At 68.0% G+C, this 16,475-nt stretch carries 14 protein-coding genes; 4 read left to right on the top strand and 10 right to left on the bottom strand.

The features are described 5' to 3' along the window. Position 1: 1 nt before the first annotated feature. The 4 genes from AC58NV_RS21720 to AC58NV_RS21735 form a co-directional block, all read right to left on the bottom strand. Positions 2 to 2,236, bottom strand: coding sequence for a YjbH domain-containing protein (locus tag AC58NV_RS21720; RefSeq protein WP_497229007.1), 2,235 nt, complete (start codon positions 2,234 to 2,236; stop codon positions 2 to 4). 188 nt (positions 2,237 to 2,424) lie between these two features. After that, a complete protein-coding gene (locus AC58NV_RS21725; protein WP_497229008.1) occupies positions 2,425 to 4,305 on the bottom strand; it encodes a polysaccharide biosynthesis protein in 1,881 nt (626 codons plus the stop codon). Between the two features lie 280 nt (positions 4,306 to 4,585). Beyond that, positions 4,586 to 5,197 carry a sugar transferase gene (locus AC58NV_RS21730; RefSeq protein WP_497229009.1) on the bottom strand — a complete coding sequence of 204 codons (612 nt, stop codon included), beginning with the start codon at positions 5,195 to 5,197 and terminating at the stop codon, positions 4,586 to 4,588. Continuing rightward, positions 5,194 to 6,060 (bottom strand): NAD-dependent epimerase/dehydratase family protein, encoded by an 867-nt coding sequence (locus tag AC58NV_RS21735; RefSeq protein ID WP_497229010.1) that lies wholly within the window; start codon positions 6,058 to 6,060, stop codon positions 5,194 to 5,196. Before AC58NV_RS21735 ends, AC58NV_RS21730 begins: the two co-directional genes overlap by 4 nt. A 125-nt stretch (positions 6,061 to 6,185) precedes the next feature. Here AC58NV_RS21735 and AC58NV_RS21740 point away from each other — a divergent pair, with 125 nt between their 5' ends. Beyond that, positions 6,186 to 7,304, top strand: coding sequence for a polysaccharide biosynthesis/export family protein (locus AC58NV_RS21740; RefSeq protein WP_497229011.1), 1,119 nt, complete (start codon positions 6,186 to 6,188; stop codon positions 7,302 to 7,304). A gap of 169 nt (positions 7,305 to 7,473) precedes the next feature. Here the strand turns inward: AC58NV_RS21740 and rfbA are convergent, their stop codons facing one another. The 5 genes from rfbA to rfbC all read right to left on the bottom strand — a co-directional run bounded on the left by rfbA (position 7,474) and on the right by rfbC (position 11,448). Beyond that, complete coding sequence (gene rfbA / locus AC58NV_RS21745; protein WP_497229012.1) at positions 7,474 to 8,346, bottom strand: glucose-1-phosphate thymidylyltransferase RfbA; 873 nt, start codon at positions 8,344 to 8,346, stop codon at positions 7,474 to 7,476. After that, positions 8,343 to 9,191, bottom strand: coding sequence for a dTDP-4-dehydrorhamnose reductase (gene rfbD, locus AC58NV_RS21750; RefSeq protein WP_497229013.1), 849 nt, complete (start codon positions 9,189 to 9,191; stop codon positions 8,343 to 8,345). Before rfbD ends, rfbA begins: the two co-directional genes overlap by 4 nt. Further along, positions 9,188 to 9,658: a metal-dependent hydrolase gene (locus AC58NV_RS21755; protein WP_497229014.1), complete on the bottom strand. Its 471-nt coding sequence runs from the start codon at positions 9,656 to 9,658 to the stop codon at positions 9,188 to 9,190. The genes rfbD and AC58NV_RS21755 overlap by 4 nt, the downstream gene beginning before the upstream one ends. A gap of 163 nt (positions 9,659 to 9,821) precedes the next feature. Then, complete coding sequence (rfbB, locus tag AC58NV_RS21760; RefSeq protein ID WP_497229015.1) at positions 9,822 to 10,874, bottom strand: dTDP-glucose 4,6-dehydratase; 1,053 nt, start codon at positions 10,872 to 10,874, stop codon at positions 9,822 to 9,824. Positions 10,875 to 10,893: 19 nt separating this feature from the next. Next, a complete protein-coding gene (gene rfbC / locus AC58NV_RS21765; RefSeq protein ID WP_497229016.1) occupies positions 10,894 to 11,448 on the bottom strand; it encodes a dTDP-4-dehydrorhamnose 3,5-epimerase in 555 nt (184 codons plus the stop codon). A gap of 138 nt (positions 11,449 to 11,586) precedes the next feature. Between rfbC and AC58NV_RS21770 the strand changes: the two genes are divergently transcribed. Further along, positions 11,587 to 12,828: a glycosyltransferase family 4 protein gene (locus AC58NV_RS21770; RefSeq protein ID WP_497229017.1), complete on the top strand. Its 1,242-nt coding sequence runs from the start codon at positions 11,587 to 11,589 to the stop codon at positions 12,826 to 12,828. A 401-nt stretch (positions 12,829 to 13,229) separates the two neighbouring features. Here the strand turns inward: AC58NV_RS21770 and AC58NV_RS21775 are convergent, their stop codons facing one another. Next, complete coding sequence (locus tag AC58NV_RS21775; RefSeq protein WP_497229018.1) at positions 13,230 to 13,898, bottom strand: helix-turn-helix transcriptional regulator; 669 nt, start codon at positions 13,896 to 13,898, stop codon at positions 13,230 to 13,232. 809 nt (positions 13,899 to 14,707) lie between these two features. On the opposite strand from AC58NV_RS21775, the gene AC58NV_RS21780 reads away from it, so the two are divergent. Then, entirely contained in the window at positions 14,708 to 15,676 is a 969-nt protein-coding gene (locus AC58NV_RS21780) for a helix-turn-helix transcriptional regulator (RefSeq protein ID WP_497229019.1), read from the top strand. After that, entirely contained in the window at positions 15,673 to 16,359 is a 687-nt protein-coding gene (locus AC58NV_RS21785) for a hypothetical protein (RefSeq protein ID WP_497229020.1), read from the top strand. The genes AC58NV_RS21780 and AC58NV_RS21785 overlap by 4 nt, the downstream gene beginning before the upstream one ends. The last annotated feature ends 116 nt before the right edge of the window (positions 16,360 to 16,475 follow it).

Consider the following 16,475-nt stretch of genomic DNA (forward strand, 5'->3'; position numbering starts at 1 on the left):
CTCATTCCCAGAACCTCGCGCGCTGGTCTTCCAGGCTCTTGCGGTGGGCCTCGCGCACCGGCCCGTAAAGCCGGTCCGGCACCCCGACCCGCTGGCCGCCGTCACGCTGGGTCGGGCGGATGGTCAGGCCGAAGCCGGAGCGTGACGGCTTGCCCAGCAGCCAGTCGACGGGGATCCGGAAGCGGAAGCCCTTGTCAAACGAGCCCTCGCCGAAATCCTCGGCCGAAACATCGGTCAGGGTGAAGAAGGCGCCGACCAGGAAGCCGTTGTCGAACTCCCGGTTCAGGCTGAAGGTGCCGCCGTAATCGCCGGCCAGGTAGCGGCCCGCATCGAGCTGCAGCAGATAGCCCTTGCCCAGCTCCGCATAGGCCGAGGCGTGACCGGTGAAGGTCTTGTAATCGCGGAACGAAAACCGCTGGTCGAAATCGCGCTGCACCACATAGTTGGCCTCCAGCCCGAAGCCGACGCGGCTGTTCACCGGCTTCCACAGCACCTCGCCGGAGATGCCGCCGTACATCGCCTCGAACAGGCCTGCGGTGGCGCGGGCATAGAGGTTGCGGCGCGGCTTCCACAGGCGGCTCACATAGAGGTTCTCCAGGGTGGTGCCGTATTGGGCGTATTCGCTCTGGTCGGTGCGCACATGCGGCAGCACCGAGTTGGAGGCGCGGCCGTTCTTCACATTGCCGGCCAGCCGCTGGCGGATGGTGCCGGCGATGCGCCAGCCCGGGGCCGGCGCATAGGAGGCGGCGAAATCGAGGCCGGCATCGATCCTGAACGGCTTTTCGGGGTCGAAATAGGCGGGCTGGGTATAGGGGCTGACGGAGGTGGCAAAGGCCGGGTACAGCTCGGCCGAGAACAGTGCATCCGCGGGCAGCTGCCCGGCATCCTGCACCCCGGCGGCGGCCATCAGCGCGTCGGATGCTTCCGGGTCGAACTCCAGCGCTTCCAGGTCGGAGCGGCGGACCTCGATTGCCGAGAGCCCGATGCCGCGGCGCACCGGCACCAGCCGGAAGGTCTCCACCGAGGGCGGCAGCGTCTGGGCCAGGGCGCGGGCGGCGCGGCCCGCCGCCTGGCTCTGCGAGCGGTAGCGGTTGTTGCGGTAGCGCAGCTCGGCGGTGGTGCCGGTCAGGGTGATCGCCTCCAGCACCAGCCCGTCCGCCTTCAGCGCCTCGGCGGCCAGGTCGCGGATCTTGCGGGACTTGGGCGCGCTGGCGGCCCAGTCCTGGCGCCAGTGCGCGTCTTCCGTCGCCCATTGGCTGCGCGGGATGACGGGGTGCGGCGCCGGCACCGCCATCGGGGTGGGCGGGTGTTTCGGATTGAGCTGGATCTGCGCGGTGACGCCGATCTCGGAGCCGTAGAGGTAATAGGCCCCCAGCCGCACCCGGTCGGAATACTGGTATTCCACCCCGTAGTTCAGCGAGGATTTGCGCTCGAAGACATCGGGCGCCCCGGTTTCCAGCTCATAGGCATCGGTGGAATATTCCGCCTTCAGGCTCCAGCGCTCATCAGGCTGCCATTCAAAGCCGGCAAAGGGCGCCACATCGCCGCGGAACCACTGGTCGGTGGCCAGCTCGCCGCCGGTGTCGCCGGCCACGAAGGACGGGCGGCTGCCGATGGAGCCGATGGCGCCGTGGCTGCCGAGCCGCCCCCAGCCAAGCCCGGCCGAGACCTTCAGCCGCCCCGGCCCGCGGCCCCAGCCCAGGGCGGCGGCCTCGAACCTCTTGGTGGCGACGAAATATTCCGCCGCATAAATGCCGGTGCCGGCAAAATCCTGCAGCCCCATGGTGACCTCGGGCAGCCAGCGCCGCTCGCGCCAGAGCCGGGCGCGCACGTCGAAGCCGCGGTCGTAATAGGTGTCAAAGCCGGCAATCTGTGCGCCGTTGGTCTGGATGCCGTTGTAGCGGAAGGAGGCCGACAGCCAGGGCAGCGCCTGGAAGGTGATGTTGTAGCGCGAGGTGCCGGCGAACCAGGAATAGGTGACCGCATACTGGCCGTCGGGCAGCATTTCGGCGCTTGGCATGTCGATGATGCCGGGGCTGCCGTAGAAGTTGAGGCTGGGCGGCGGCAGCGGCTTCAGCCGCGGCGCCGCGGCCTCGGTCCCCGGGGCCGCCTGCGGATCGTCACGGGTGATCTCCGGCACCTCCGCCTGCCCCGGCGCGGCGCTGAGGCACAGCAGCGCCGCCGCGGCCGGCACCAAAGCTCCGGTGCTGTGCAGAAGGGTCTTGATCGGGGTCACGGGGAAACCTGCCTCATGGAACTGCCTGCCGCCGGTCTCCGCTGTCCCGGCCTGTTGTCTGTTGCCCGCTTAGACCATGGGTGCGGCGGCGGATCAATTGCCGCCGGCGCCGGGGGCCGCGGTTTTGCGGCCGTTGCTGCGCCCGGGCCGCACCCCGGGCCTGACCCGGCCTGCCGCCGGCGGGCGGATCAGGAGCTCTTGCGCTCCGCGGCCGGCGGCTGGCAATAGCCCTCGACCCAGTGCCGCACCACCTGCAGCGCCGCCGCCTCGTCGCCCGCAGCCACCGCCTGGCGCAGGCTGCGCAGGAAGCCGGCCACCTCGATCTCCGACAGCACCGTCTCGCGGGCGCAGAAGATCTTCTGATGGCGGGTATGGATCAGCTCCTCGCTTAAGGTAAGCTCTTCCTCCATCTTCTCGCCGGGGCGCAGGCCGATGATCTCGATGGCGATATCGCCCTCCGGGTGCTCCGCATCGCGCACCGTGTGGCCGGCGCTTTCGATCACCTGGCGGGCCAGCTGCAGGATCGGCACCGGTTCGCCCATGTCGAGCACGAAGACCTCGCCGCCCTTGGCCATGTCGCCCGCCTGCAAGACCAGCTGCACCGCCTCGCTGATGGTCATAAAGAAGCGTTTCACGCGTGCGTCGGTCACGGTGACCGGGCCGCCGCGGCTGATCTGCTCCTGGAACAGCGGCACCACCGAGCCGCTTGATCCCAGCACATTGCCGAAGCGCACCATGGTGAACACGGTGCCGCTACCGAAGCGGGTGGCCAGATCCTGCACCACCAGCTCTGCCATCCGCTTGGAGGCGCCCATCACATTGGCCGGGTTCACCGCCTTGTCGGAGGAAATCAGGATGAAGCGCTCGACGCCCGCGCGCGCCGCGGCGCGGGCCAGGGTCTGGGTGCCGAACACGTTGTTGGCGAGTCCCGGCAGCGGGTTCGCCTCGACCAGCGGCACGTGTTTATAGGCCGCCGCATGCAGCACCACCTGCACCTCATGGGCATTGAGCACCATCCGCACCTGGCGCGGATCGGTGACCGAGCCCAAGACCGGCACCAGCTCGATGCCCGCATCGGCGGCCAGCGGCCCCAGTTCCTGATGCACGGTGTAAAGCGCCAGTTCCGAAAGCTCGAACAGCACCAGTTTCGACGGGCGGCAGGCCAGCACCTGGCGGCACAGCTCCGAGCCGATCGAGCCGCCGGCGCCGGAGACCAGCACCGCCTTGCCCTGGTAGGAGCCGGCCGCTTCCTGCAGCGGCACGTCGCGCGCGGCGCGGCCCAGGAAGGCCTGCGGCGCCACCGGCGTCAGCTTGTCGACCAGCGCCTCCTCGCCAATGAGCTGGGCGAAGGAGGGCAGCGCCTGCACTTCCAGCCCCAGTTTCTGCAGCCGCTGGGTGATCTGCGCCTGGCGCGGCTGGCTCTGCGACGGCATCGCCAGCAGCACCCGGCGGATCTGGCGCGCCTGCACGATCTCGGCAATCCGGGCCGGCGCATAGACCGGCAGGCCGACCAGGGTCAGCCCCTGCAGCGAGGAATTGTCATCGGCAAAGGCCACCGGATCGATGCCGTCATGCGCCTTCAGCGCCTGCGCCAGCTGGGTGCCGGTGGTGCCGGCGCCGTAGATCAGCACCCGGCAGCGCGGCTTGGCGCGGCGGTAGATCATCAGCACCAGCTGCAGCATTGCGGCGCGGGTGGCCACCATGGACAGGAAATAGCAGATTGCAAACACCACATGGGTGCCCGGGCCCAGCGGCGGCCCGAAGGCGGCGGTGAGCGCCGCCAGCACCAGCGCGGTGCCGCCCGCCAGGAGCGCGCTTTGCGCCGCGGCGTGGCGCTCATAGGCGTTGAGCTGCACATAAGGCAGCCCCAGCCACAGGATCAGCGCGGCGGCGGCGGCCATCACATAGGGCAGCACCGGCAGGAGCTGTCCCAGGGTGGCCAGCGCCGGACCGGGCAGCGGCTGCACCTCAAGGGTGAACAGCAGCGCCAGCGGCAACAGCCCCAGATCCACAGCCAGGAAGACGTAGGATTTCTGCTTGCGCGACAGCGCGCTGATCAGGTTGTACATGCCTGTTTGCCCTTGAGTGCCTGCATTCCTGCCCTGCTGTATTTCCGTTTGCCTGGTCCGGCAGCGCCCGGCTGCGGGATAGCAGAAAAAAGTGAATCAAACACGGCCCCGATGCGCTGAAATCCACTGCGCGGCCCATAAAACACAGTTTCTATCATAGCCGGCTTCCCCTATTCCGCAAAACGGCCGGCGGCGGAAACCCGCCGGACGGCGCCGGCCCGCCCGGACAGCCTGCCCCAGCCGGACGGCGCAGGCTATGCGGGAATCATTAAAACCGTGTCTACCCCCGGCGGAATATATTGCCAATGGTCTGGAACACGATATCGAAATCAAAGCACATGCTCTGATGGCGCTGGTAGATCAGGTCCAGCCGCGCCTTCATCGGCACGCAAAGCCGGGAATAGACCGCATCCGTCTCCTGCGCGCTTCCGCAGCGCGCCAGCAGCGCCGCTTCATGCTTATGATAGGTGATCGAGGCAAGCCCGGTGACGCCGGGGCGTGATTTCAGCACTTGCGCATAGATCTCCGGATGCGCCTCGACATACTGCCTGAGCGGCGGGCGCGGCCCGACAAAGGAGATGTCGCCCCTCAGGATGTTCCACAGCTGCGGGAACTCATCCAGCCGCTTGCCGCGCAGCCAGGCGCCGGTGCGGGTGATGCGGGCCGACTTGTCGCCGCCGGACACACCGGTGTCCGTCTCCACCACCGTCATCGTCCGGAGCTTCCATAAGCTGAAAGGCTGATTCACCCCCTTCATCCGCTCCGCCACATAGAACAGCGGCCGCCCCTCCTTCCACAGGAGCCACAGCAGCAGGAGCAGCAGGATGGGGCCCAGCACCACGATCAGCAGGCTGGCAAAGAAAAGGTCGAAAATCCGTTTGCGCCAGGTCATCGGCGGCTCTGCTCCTCGTGCAATTGCGGCTCTAATGCGGCCCATTCTGCCGCCATGGCGCCCGCATCCGCCGCGGCCAGCGGCGCGGGCAGCAGCGCCTGCAGGCGGGCCACATCCAGCGCCACCTCGGGGATCGCCGCGGGCGGCGCCGGGCGGGTGGCAAAGGGCCGGCCCGCCGCCTGCAGCAGCGCCGCCATTTCCACCGTGCCGGGCTGCGCGGCATTCAGCGCGGGCGGCAGCTCCGGCGCCTGCAGCAACGCGCCCAGCACCTGCGCCAGGCTGCGCACCCCGATGTAGCTGCGCCGCGGGGTGGCGCCATCTGCGAACCGGTCCAGGGTGAAGCCCGGCCGCCAGCCGCCAAGGATCGCATCAAAGCCGGCGATATTGCCGATCCGCAGGGAGCAGACCGGCACCCCCAGTTCTGCCCCCAGCGCCGCGCCGCGGGCCTCCATCTCTGCCTTGGCGGTGCCATAGGCGCTGGCGGGACGCAGCGGGGCACCCTCGGCCAGCAAGCCGGATCCGGCGCCATAGACCGCCGCCGAGGAGGCCAGCAGCACCCGCGCACCCGCCGCCGCGCCCGCGCGCACCGCCGCTTCGCCCAGATGGATATGATCCGCCATTTCCCCGGCGCCGCGTCCGGGCACCGGCCCCGCCAGGCAGAGAACCGCAGCCGCGCCTGTTGCGGCGCGCGCCAGCGCCGCCGGCTCCGCCAGCGGCTCGAAAATGCGCCAGTCTCCGGTGCTGTTCCGGGGCGGTGCCCGGCGCGCCTGCAGCCGCAGCGCCAGGCCTTCGGGCGGGCACAGCTGCAGCAGCCGCCCGATGCGCCCTGTTGCGCCCAGAACCAATACGGCGTGTTTCGCCATCCCTGCTGCCCGTTCCTGTTGAACCCTCTGGCCCAGCCCAGTATCCTTTGCGCGGACAAAAATCAAAGCGGTTCCCCCGGCAGATGCCGCGGCGGGGCCCCGAGCGCTTCAAGGGCAGGCTCCCGATGCTGAAACTTCTTCCCTGGCTGGCCGCTGCCGGCCTCTGCCTTCTGCCCGCAGCCTGCTCCCGCCTGCCCGGCGGCGCCCCCGCCAGCGAGGAGATCCTGAAGGAATCGGGCGAGGCGGATGCCAATTTCGCGCTCTACAAGGTGAACCGGGCGCTGCTGCCGGCGGTGGCAGCCTGGCCGCCGACCGGCAAACAGGAGCGCTTAGGCTGGCTGCACGGCCACCAGGGCGCCAAGACCCAGATCATCCAGCCCGGCGACCTCCTGTCGCTCAGCATCTGGGACAGCAACGACAACTCGCTGCTGACCGCGGCGGAACAGAAGATGGTGCAGCTGCAGGACATGAAGGTGGCCGCCAACGGCACCATCTTCATGCCCTATGTGGGCGATGTGAACGTCAACGGGCTGACTCCGGACCTGGCCCGGGCCAGGTTGCAGGAGGCGCTGGAGCCGGTGGTGCCGTCGGCCCAGGTGCAGCTGGCGATGGCCGAGGGGCGCAACAACTCGGTGGACCTGGTCTCCGGCGTTGCCCAGCCCGGCACCTACCCGATGCCCGACCGCAACTACACGGTGATGGGGCTGATCTCGGCGGGCGGCGGCATCAGCGCCAGCCTCAACAACCCGCAGATCCGGCTGGTGCGCGGCCAGAGCATCTATGGCACCTCGGTCGACACCCTGCTGAACAACCCCCGCCTCGACACCCTCCTGCGCGGCGGCGACCGGGTGTTTGTCGAGGAGGACGAGCGCTATTTCCTCTCCTTCGGCGCCACCGGCGAGGAGGACCTGCACATCTTCTCCAAGGACGAGATGTCGGCGATGGACGCGATGTCCGTCGCGGGCGGCTTCCAGGACGGCAAGGCCGATCCCAAGGGCCTGCTGATCCTGCGCGAATACCCGGCCTCGGCGATTGCGCCCGGCGTGCGCGGACCGCGCCAGCAGCGGGTGGTGTTCTCGCTTGATCTTACCTCGGCGGACGGGCTGTTTTCGGCGCGCCAGTTCCAGATCAACCCGGGCGACCTGGTGATGGCCACCGAATCACCGGTCAACGACGTGCTGACCGTCTCCAACATCTTCGGCAACTTCTTCGGTGTCTTCAGCCGGGCCGGCGTGATCGAATAAGCCCCGCTGGCGCAGCGCTGTTTTCTTGCTCAGAAGCGCTTCAGGTGCCGGTCTGCACCTGAAGACGCCTTGTCCATGGTATCGGCGGCCGGCGCCGCCTCAAGGGCAAGCCGCGCAGATGCGTGGAGGCTGACGCCTCCCTTGACCCGGCGCCGGCCTGAAAGGCCCGCTACTTCAGCAGCCCTTCCAGATAGGCGCCATAGGCGTTCTTGGCGAATTTCTCCGCCCGCGCCTTCAGCCCTGCCTCATCAATCCAGCCCTGTTCATAGGCGATTTCCTCCGGGCAGCCGGTCTGCAGCCCCTGGCGCTCCTGCAGGGTGCGCACGAAATTGCCCGCATCCAGCAGCGAGCCATGGGTGCCGGTATCAAGCCAGGCGTAGCCGCGGCCCATGGTCTCGACCCGCAAGGCCCCTTCGTTCAGGTAGCTTTGCAAGAGGTCGGTGATCTCCAGCTCGCCGCGGGGGCTTGGCGTCACCATCCGCGCCCGCTGCGGCGCCGAGCCGTCGAGGAAATACAGCCCGGTCACCGCATAGTTCGACGGCGGCACCGGCGGCTTCTCGATGATCTCGCGGGCCTTGCCATCGGCGTCAAACGCCACCACGCCGTAACGTTCCGGATCGGCCACGTGATAGCCGAAGACGGTGCCGCCCGAGGCTTGCCCGTCTGCGGCGGCCAGCAGTTTCGGCAGCCCGTGGCCAAAGAAGATATTGTCGCCCAAGACCAGCGCCGAGGGGCTGCCCGCCAGGAACGCCTCGGCCAGGATGAAGGCCTGCGCGAGGCCATCGGGCGAGGGCTGCACCACGTAAGTGAGTTCAATCCCCCACTGGCTGCCGTCGCCCAAGAGGCGGATGAACTGCTCCTGGTCCTGCGGCGTGGTGATCACGCAGATCTCGCGGATGCCCGCCAGCATCAGGACGCTGAGCGGGTAGTAGATCATCGGCTTGTCATAGAGGGGCAAGAGCTGTTTCGACACCGCCATGGTGATCGGATAGAGCCGGGTGCCGGAGCCGCCTGCCAGGATGATGCCTTTGCGTGCTGTCATGAGAGCTCTCCCAAATCCTTCAGAATATCCTTCAATCCCAGCCGCCAGTCCGGCTGCGGAATGCCAAAAACCGTCTCCAGAGACGTGCAGTCGAGACGCGAGTTCAAGGGCCGCGCCGCCGGGGTGGGATAGGCGGAGGTGGGGATGTCCTCGACTGCGCAATCAACGCCGGCCCGGGCAAAGATCCCGCGCGCGAAATCCGCCCAGATGGTCTGGGGCTGGCCGGCAAAATGATAGGTGCCGGATTTTTCCGGGTCCTCCGCCAGCTGCCGCGCGATCTCCAGGCAGGCGGCGGCAATGTCCCGCGCCGGCGTCGGCGCCCCGGTCTGGTCGGCGACGATGGTGAGCCGGTCGCGTTCCTTGCCCAGGCGCAGCATGGTTTTCACGAAGTTGGTCCCGTGGGCCGAGATCACCCAGGAGGTGCGCAGGATCGCAAAAGCGCCGCCCGCGGCGCGCACCGCCTCCTCGCCTGCCTGCTTGGAGCGGCCATAGGCGTTCACGGGCGCGGTGGCATCGCCGGGCTGCCAGGGGGCTTCGCCGCTGCCGTCAAAGACGTAATCGGTGGAGACGGTGACAAAGGGAATGCCCATGTCCGCGCAGGCCGCCGCCATTGCGCCGGGCGCGGCGCCGTTGATCACATTGGCCAGCGCCTCTTCGCTCTCGGCCTTGTCGACCGCGGTATAGGCGGCGGCGTTGATCACCGCCTGCGGCGCGGCCTGCCGGATCGCGGCGGCGCAGGCCGCCGGATGGCTCAGATCCGCCTGCTCGCGGCCCAGGCAGGTGACGTTCTCATACGCCGCCAGTTCGCGGGCCAGCTGGCCCGTCTTGCCGAAAACAAGGATCATATGCGCCTCCCTTTGCGCCACAGATACAAGGCCCATCCCCAGATGCCCAGCTCCAGCAGGAAGGTCCAATGCAGCAGGAAGGACAGCACCCAATGGGACTGGGTGGCTGGCACCTCCACCAGCGCATGAAGATGATCCGAAAACGGCGCGCCCCACAGGATGCCGCCGCCGATGCTGTCCAGCACCATATGCAGCAGAAGCGCAGCAAAGAACATCGCCGCGGGCGCCAGCAGGGATCTGGCAAAAACAGCTGCAACCGGCAGGGTTAGAGCCGAAATTGCCGCCCAGAAGGCAGGCACATGCACCCAGTAGCGGTGATGGTGAATGCTGCCGTGATCCACAAAATGAAACCACAGCATGTCGGCATCCGGCAGCACCGCGCCAATAAGCGCGGCGGGCATCAGCCAGCGCCCCTCAGGCCCCAGCCGCCCCAGCACATAGCCCGACGGCAGATGCGCGGTCAGCATGGGGAGCTGCGATCAAGGCAAAGTACCGCCCGGCTGATAGGCCGGGCAGCGCCCGTCCCGCCCCCCGTCAAACCAGAGGTTTGCCTACGGCAAAACGAGCGGGCGCTTCGCTCCCTCCCCGCCAGGCCGGACGCTGCCCTCCGCGTTTCCTCAAAGCCGATTGTCACTTCCCCGTCCCCAGCCGCTGGCCGACGCCGTCGCGGGTCTGCAGGGCGCGCCACCAGGCCTCGTTGTCCAGATACCACTGCACCGTCTTCTCCAGCCCTTCCTCCACCGTCACCGAGGGCCGCCAGCCCAGCTCTTCGCGGATGCGGGTTGGATCGATGGCATAGCGCGCATCATGGCCCGGGCGGTCGGTGACAAAGGTGATCTGGTCCTTGTAGGACTTGCCGTCCGCACGCGGGCGTTTCCGGTCCAGGATTTCGCACAGCGTGTTCACCAGCTCCAGGTTCGACCGCTCGTTCTCGCCGCCGATATTGTAGGACCGGCCCAATGCGCCCTTCTGCACCACCAAGAGCAGCGCATCGGCGTGGTCCTCCACATAGAGCCAGTCGCGCACGTTGGAGCCGTCGCCGTAGATCGGCAGCGGCTTGCCGGCCAGCGCATTGAGGATCACCACCGGGATGAGCTTTTCGGGGAAATGATACGGCCCGTAGTTGTTGGAGCAGTTGGTCAAGACCACCGGCAGGCCATAGGTCTCGGCCCAGGCGCGCACCAGATGATCGCTCGCGGCCTTGCTCGCCGAATAGGGCGAGCGCGGATCGTAGGATGTCTCTTCGGTGAACTGCACCGCCGGGTCGGCAGGCAGCGAGCCGTAGACCTCATCGGTCGAGATATGATGGAACCGGAAGGCTTCGGGCTTGCCCGCCTGGGTCCAGTACTTGCGGGCGGCTTCCAGCATGTTGAAGGTGCCGGTGATATTGGTCTCGATGAAATCGCCCGGCCCGTCGATCGACCGGTCCACGTGGCTTTCGGCCGCCAGATGCATCACCGCATCCGGGTGATGGCGCTCAAAAACAGTGTCTAATGCGGCGCGGTCGCGGATATCGCAGTGCTCGAAGGCATAGTCCGGGCTCTCAGCCGCCTCCGCCACATTCTCGAGGCAGGCGGCATAGGTGAGCGCATCGAGGTTCACCACCTGGTGGCCGCGCCGGATCGCCAGCCGCACCACCGCGGATCCGATAAAGCCGGCGCCGCCGGTCACAAGAAGCTTCATCTCTTATCCTTCCCCGGTCTTATTCTTGCCAAGTGAACGGGCTGTCGAAATCCGCAAGCGCGGGCGCTGCGGCGTCTTTTTCGCTGAGCACCGGCGTGCCTTCGAACTCCCAGTCAATGCCGCAGCTGTCCCAGGCCACCGCGCCGTCGCACTCCGGCGCGTAATAATCGGTGCATTTATAGATCACCTCGGTGTCCGGCACCCGGGTGAGGAAGCCGTGCAGGAAGCCCTTGGGCACTAGGAGCTGCCTGCCGTTTTCGGCGCTCAGCTCGATGCCGAACCATTTGCCAAAGGCGGGCGAGCCCTTGCGGATGTCCACCGCCACGTCGAACAGCGCGCCGCGGCCGCAGCGCACCAGCTTGTCCTGGGCATGCGGCGGCGCCTGGAAGTGCAGCCCGCGCAAAGTCCCGGCCGCGGCCGACAGCGAATGATTGTCCTGCACGAAGTCCAGATCGATTCCGGCCTCCTGCATCCGCCGCCGGTTCCAGCTTTCGCTGAAAAACCCGCGCGCATCGCCGAACCGTGCCGGTGTCAGCACCTTCAGCCCCGGCAGACCCGTTTCCTCAACCTGCATTCCCGCCCTCACGTCATCGCATCCATGCCTGTGCCACTCCTAGCCCCGCGCTGGCGGCAGGGCAACAGCCGCGGCAGAACTCCGCCCGCGCGCGCCCCGCGCTTGCATCCCCGGTCCTGCCCCGGCAAGCATACCCCCATGAAAATCCTGTTTGTGCATCAGAACATGCCCGGCCAGTACCGCGAGCTGGCCCCCTGGCTGGCCGCCCAGGGCGGCCATGAAATCGTCTTTCTGACCCAGCGCGAGGGCGTGCAGCTCGCGGGCATCAGGACGATTGTCTACAAGCCCTTCCGCACCCCGGAAAAGGACGCCTTCGGCCTCTCCAAGGACTGGGAGGCGGCGGCAGGCGCGGGCCTCGGCGCGGCGCTGGCGGCGCGGCAGCTTCGCGACGCGGGCTTCACCCCCGACATCATCATCGGCCACACCGGCTGGGGCGAGCTGATGTTCATGAAGGACCCCTACCCCGATGTGCCGGTGATCGGCTTCTTCGAGTATTTCTACCGCACCTCCGGCGGGCTGGTCGGGTTCGATCCGGAAAACCCGCCCAACGACCAGGCCTATTTCTTTGCCGAGGCCCGCAACTCCGTGCCTTATGCCAGCATTGAGCAGGTCGATCTGGGCCATGTGCCCACCGCCTGGCAGCGCGACCGGTTTCCGGAGAGCTTCCACGGCCGCATGTATCTCTGCCATGACGGCATCCGCACCGACAGGCTGGGCCCTGACCCGGACGCCTCGGTCGGGCTCGGGCGGCTGGAGAAACCGCTCACCCGCGATGATGAGGTGGTCACCTATATTGCCCGCAACATGGAGCGCGCCCGCGGCTTCCACATCATGATGCGCGCCCTGCCCCGGATCCAGGCGCAGCGCCCCAATGCCCGCATCCTGATGATCGGCGGCAACGAGACCTCTTACGGCGCCGAGAGCCAGCACCCCGGCGGGTTGCGCGGCGAGATGGAGGATGAACTGGGCGCCAGCGTCGACTGGAGCCGGGTGCATTTCCTCGGCAAGGTGCCGTATGACGACCTCACCCGGATCATCCAGATCAGCCGCTGCCACATCTATCTGACGATGCCCTTCGTGCTCAGCTGGTCGCTCTTGGAGTCGATGGCGATGCAGGCGACGGTGGTGGCGGCCGATGTGGCGCCGGTGCGCGAGGCGATCACCCATGGCGAAACCGGGCTGCTGGTGGATTTCTTTTCCCCTGAGAAACTGGCGGATCAGGTGGCGGACGTGCTGGCCAATCCCGGGGACTACGCCCATATCGGCCCCGCCGCCCGCGCCCATGTGGTGGAGAAATACGATTTCCTGACCCGCTGCCTGCCGGAGCACATCGCGCAGATCAATGCCCTCGTGCCGGAGGCACGGCGGATCAAAACCTAGCCGGAGGCGCGGAGAATAAAGATCTGAGCCGGAGGCAGAGCAAATCAGGCTCTATTCCGGGCAATCCCGGGTCCGGGTCAAGGGCGGCGCAGCCGCCGCGCCAGCGGCTTGCCCTTGACGCGGCTCTCCTGAACACACTTGCAAACGGCCTTGAAGGCAAGCCTGCCCTTCAAGGCCTTCTCAGCAACCAAACGCCGCGCAACGGCGCCCAAGGCTTTTCGAAAAGCCTTGGCAATAGTTTTTGAAAACTTTTGTGCCCCGGGCCCTTGCCGGGCTGCGCCCGCGGGGCGCACCGGCCGGATGCGGCGGGCCCCGGCCCCGCCCGCATCCGGCAAGCGGCGCCTCCGGCCATGCGGCCGGGACGCCTGTTGCATATCCGGCGCTGCCGCCCGCGGCTGCCTTCAGTGGCGGTGCGCCTGCGGCGGCAGCTGCTCGGACGCCCACAGCGCGGCCTGGGTGCGGTTCTTGGCGCCGATCTTGCGGAAGCAGGTGCGCAGATGCACTTTCACCGTGGCTTCGCAGATCCCCAGTTCGTTGGCGATGCTCTTGTTGGTGGCGCCTTCGGTCAGCTTGGCCAGGATCAGCCGCTCGCGGTCGGACAGCCCGTGCCGCGCTTCCTGGCGGGCCGGTGCGGCCGCCGCCTCTGCCGCCTGCGGCTCCGCGCCGCGCCGCAGTGCCGGCACGCCGCCTTCCGCCGCGGCCCCGGACAGCACCATGCGGTAACCGTCCTGCACCACTTGCAGCGCCGCGATCAGCGCGCCGGCCGATTTGCGTTCCGGGATCACCGCCTCGGCATAACGGCTCAGCTGCACCTGATCGGCCGCCGGGCACTCATCGCCGGTGATCAGGATCAGCGGCACTGCGCCGTTGCGGGCGCGGAAGGCCTGCAGCTCCTCATGCAGTTCCGCGCCGGCGCCATGGCTGTAGCACAGCACCATATCCTGTGCGGTCAGCTGCGGCAGTTCCGCCAGGGCGCCGCAGCAGCGCCCGGTCTCATAGTTGTTCGCTTCACAGATGGTCAGAAACATGTCCCTGAGAAGCCTGCTTTCCCCCACAACGTGAACAGGCATCCAAAACTCCTTTACTCGTAACATGCCGGAATGTGCATCCGGCCGTCCCCCTGGAGCGCTGTTATGGCTGGCCCGCCCACCGGCAGGCCGTCTTTATGCAATGCGCCGCCGCCCCCCGGAACACACTTAACCTGCTTGCCGCCGCCTGGGCCCCGGCAGCGCCCCGCGCCGCCGTTTCCGGATCGTGATAAATACAGAACACACCCGGAAAAAACGTCCCGGGCCAGGCAGCGCACGCCGGCGTTCAAACACTTCTGATGCGCATTGCTGTGGATAAACCGTAGCGAATCCAGCCTTTATTGTTAAGAAACTTCCCCTCCCGGAGCAGTGCTTTTTGGCAGGCCCGCGGCCGGTGCCGCCGCCGGTCCCGGCTTATCCGGCTGTTTTTCCACGCGATCTGACCCGGACGCCCTACTCCCTTGGCATTGTTCCCAAAGCGGAAACGCAGTGTTTCCATTTGAGTTTCTACAATTTTAAGACACTTCATTCTTCCGCTGAAACAACTCAAGGTTTCAGCGATTCGCCGCTGCGGCCTCCTGCAGCTACCCCCATGGTGGTATTTTGCCGGGCCGCCCAGCCGAAGGCCGCAGTGCGGCCCGGCCTTCGGCGTACCCCCTATGCCCGGTTTGACCCTGCCGCCAGAGTGCTACCCTCAAGACATTCATTATGTCACGCCGGGGGGCAACATGGTTATGTTGAGTGCGTCCGTTTCGCAAACGGGCAGGTTGTTTTTCACGCGGTCTCTCCAGAGGCAAATCTCATCCCTGACACACCTGGCCCTGGTCCAGCCCGGCCACCGGCGCGCGCCGGTGCTGACCAGCGATCCCGGCCTGGGCGGCGCCTGTTCCAGCGCCGCCGCGGCGGTGCTGCGGCGGCAGCTGCAGCCCGGCAGCGCCACCGCCTTCCGCGCCCGGCAGCCCGGCGGGGCGGCGGCCCGGATGCTGGCCGCGCAGCTGGCCGCGGCGGAACAGCCGCAGCTGAGCGCCCTGGCGGCGGAGCTCACCGCAGGCCGCGGCTGGGCCATGTTCACCTGCAGCTTCGAGGACGGCAGCGAGGACCTGATCGCGCTGCGCCTCGAAGGCGGCCCGCATGATGCCCATTGCGGCGACATCCTGCAGGCGATCTGGCCGGTGCTGCGCGAGGACAGCTTGCGCGAGCTGGCCGGCGAAACCCAGGCGGCAGTGACCAGCGCGCTGTTGTGGACCGTCTCCAAGAAGACCGACAGCGCGGTGCTGGTGCTCAACGCCGAGGGCCAGCTGCTGCACTGCAATGAATCGGGCCGCGACATGCTCGACGGCGGCGACCTGCTGAGCGACCAGTCCGGCCGCCTCAGCTGCGCCCGCCCGGGCGAGACCGCGGGCTTCTATGCGGCGGTCGCCGAATGCGCCCGCACCCGCCGCGGCAGCACCCGCGGCCCGCAGGAGCTGATCCTGTTCCTGGAGGACCGCAAGAGCGGCCTGCGGCTGCCGGTGTCGCTGACCCGCTACCGCTGCGCCGGCTCCGGCCAGCCGCTGGTGGTGGCGATCCTGCCGCGCCAGCCCGACCGCCGCCGCATCGAGATGCTGGCCCAGAAAATGGGGCTGTCGCCGGCCGAGGCGCGGGTGGCGGCGCTCATTCAGCTGGGGCTCTCCAACCGCGAGGCGGCGCATATCGCCGGCCTCAAGGTTCAGACCTTCAACACCTACGCCAAGCGGGTGCTGGCCAAGATGCAGGCCCCCGGCCGGGCTGAAATGGCGCAGCGGCTGACCTGGCAGGCCTCGCTGGGGAGAGCGTCATGAACAAGATGGCACAGGACACCCCGTTCCAGGGCCCGCCCGCGCCGGCTCAGGCGCAAATCCAGCCCGCACCAGCCGCCCCGCAGGCTCAGGCAACTCAGGCTCAGACGGCTCAGCCCCAAACCGCGCAGGCCCAGGCAACTCAGGCCCAGGCCGCAGCGGCCAAGGCGGAGCAGCCCGCACAGGACAAACCCCAGGGTAAATCCCAGGACAAGCCGGTGCAGCCGCCGCGGCTGAGCAACGCGGTGCTGGCGCAGATCTCCGCCGCGCTGCGCCAGGGCGGGGAGCCGCTGGCGGCCCAGGCCGACCTGGTGGCGCTGCACAAGCGCATCGCCGAGATGTTCACCACCCTCAACGAGGGGCTGGGCGAGCGCCACGCGCAGAAGGCCGCGGCCGACCGCGCCGCGCTGACCGCCCGCATCGACCAGCTGGAAACCGCGGTGAACCGGATGGAGGGGGCGCTCCGGATCGAGTTCGAACCGGTGCTGAAGGCCGCGGTGGCAGAGGCGCTGGCGCAGGCCGCGCCGCCGCCGCGCCGCCGCCGCGGGCTGGCCGCGGCCGCGCTCTTGCTGGGCGCCGCCGGTCTGGCGGCCGGGGTCTATTGGCACGCCCCCCTGCAGGAGATGGCCCAGGCCGCCGCCGCGGCGGTGGAAAGCCGCACCGGCTGGCAGCTGCCCGCCCTGTAACACGCATTTTGTCCCCATTTGGGGGCATCGGCCGCAGCGCGGATGCGCTGCAATACCCCCAGAAGGCATGACTACGCCTTTATGCGCCAGCGGCCCCCCGGGGAGTTCCTTCCTGG

The sequence above is a fragment of the Leisingera sp. ANG49 genome (assembly GCF_059694505.1).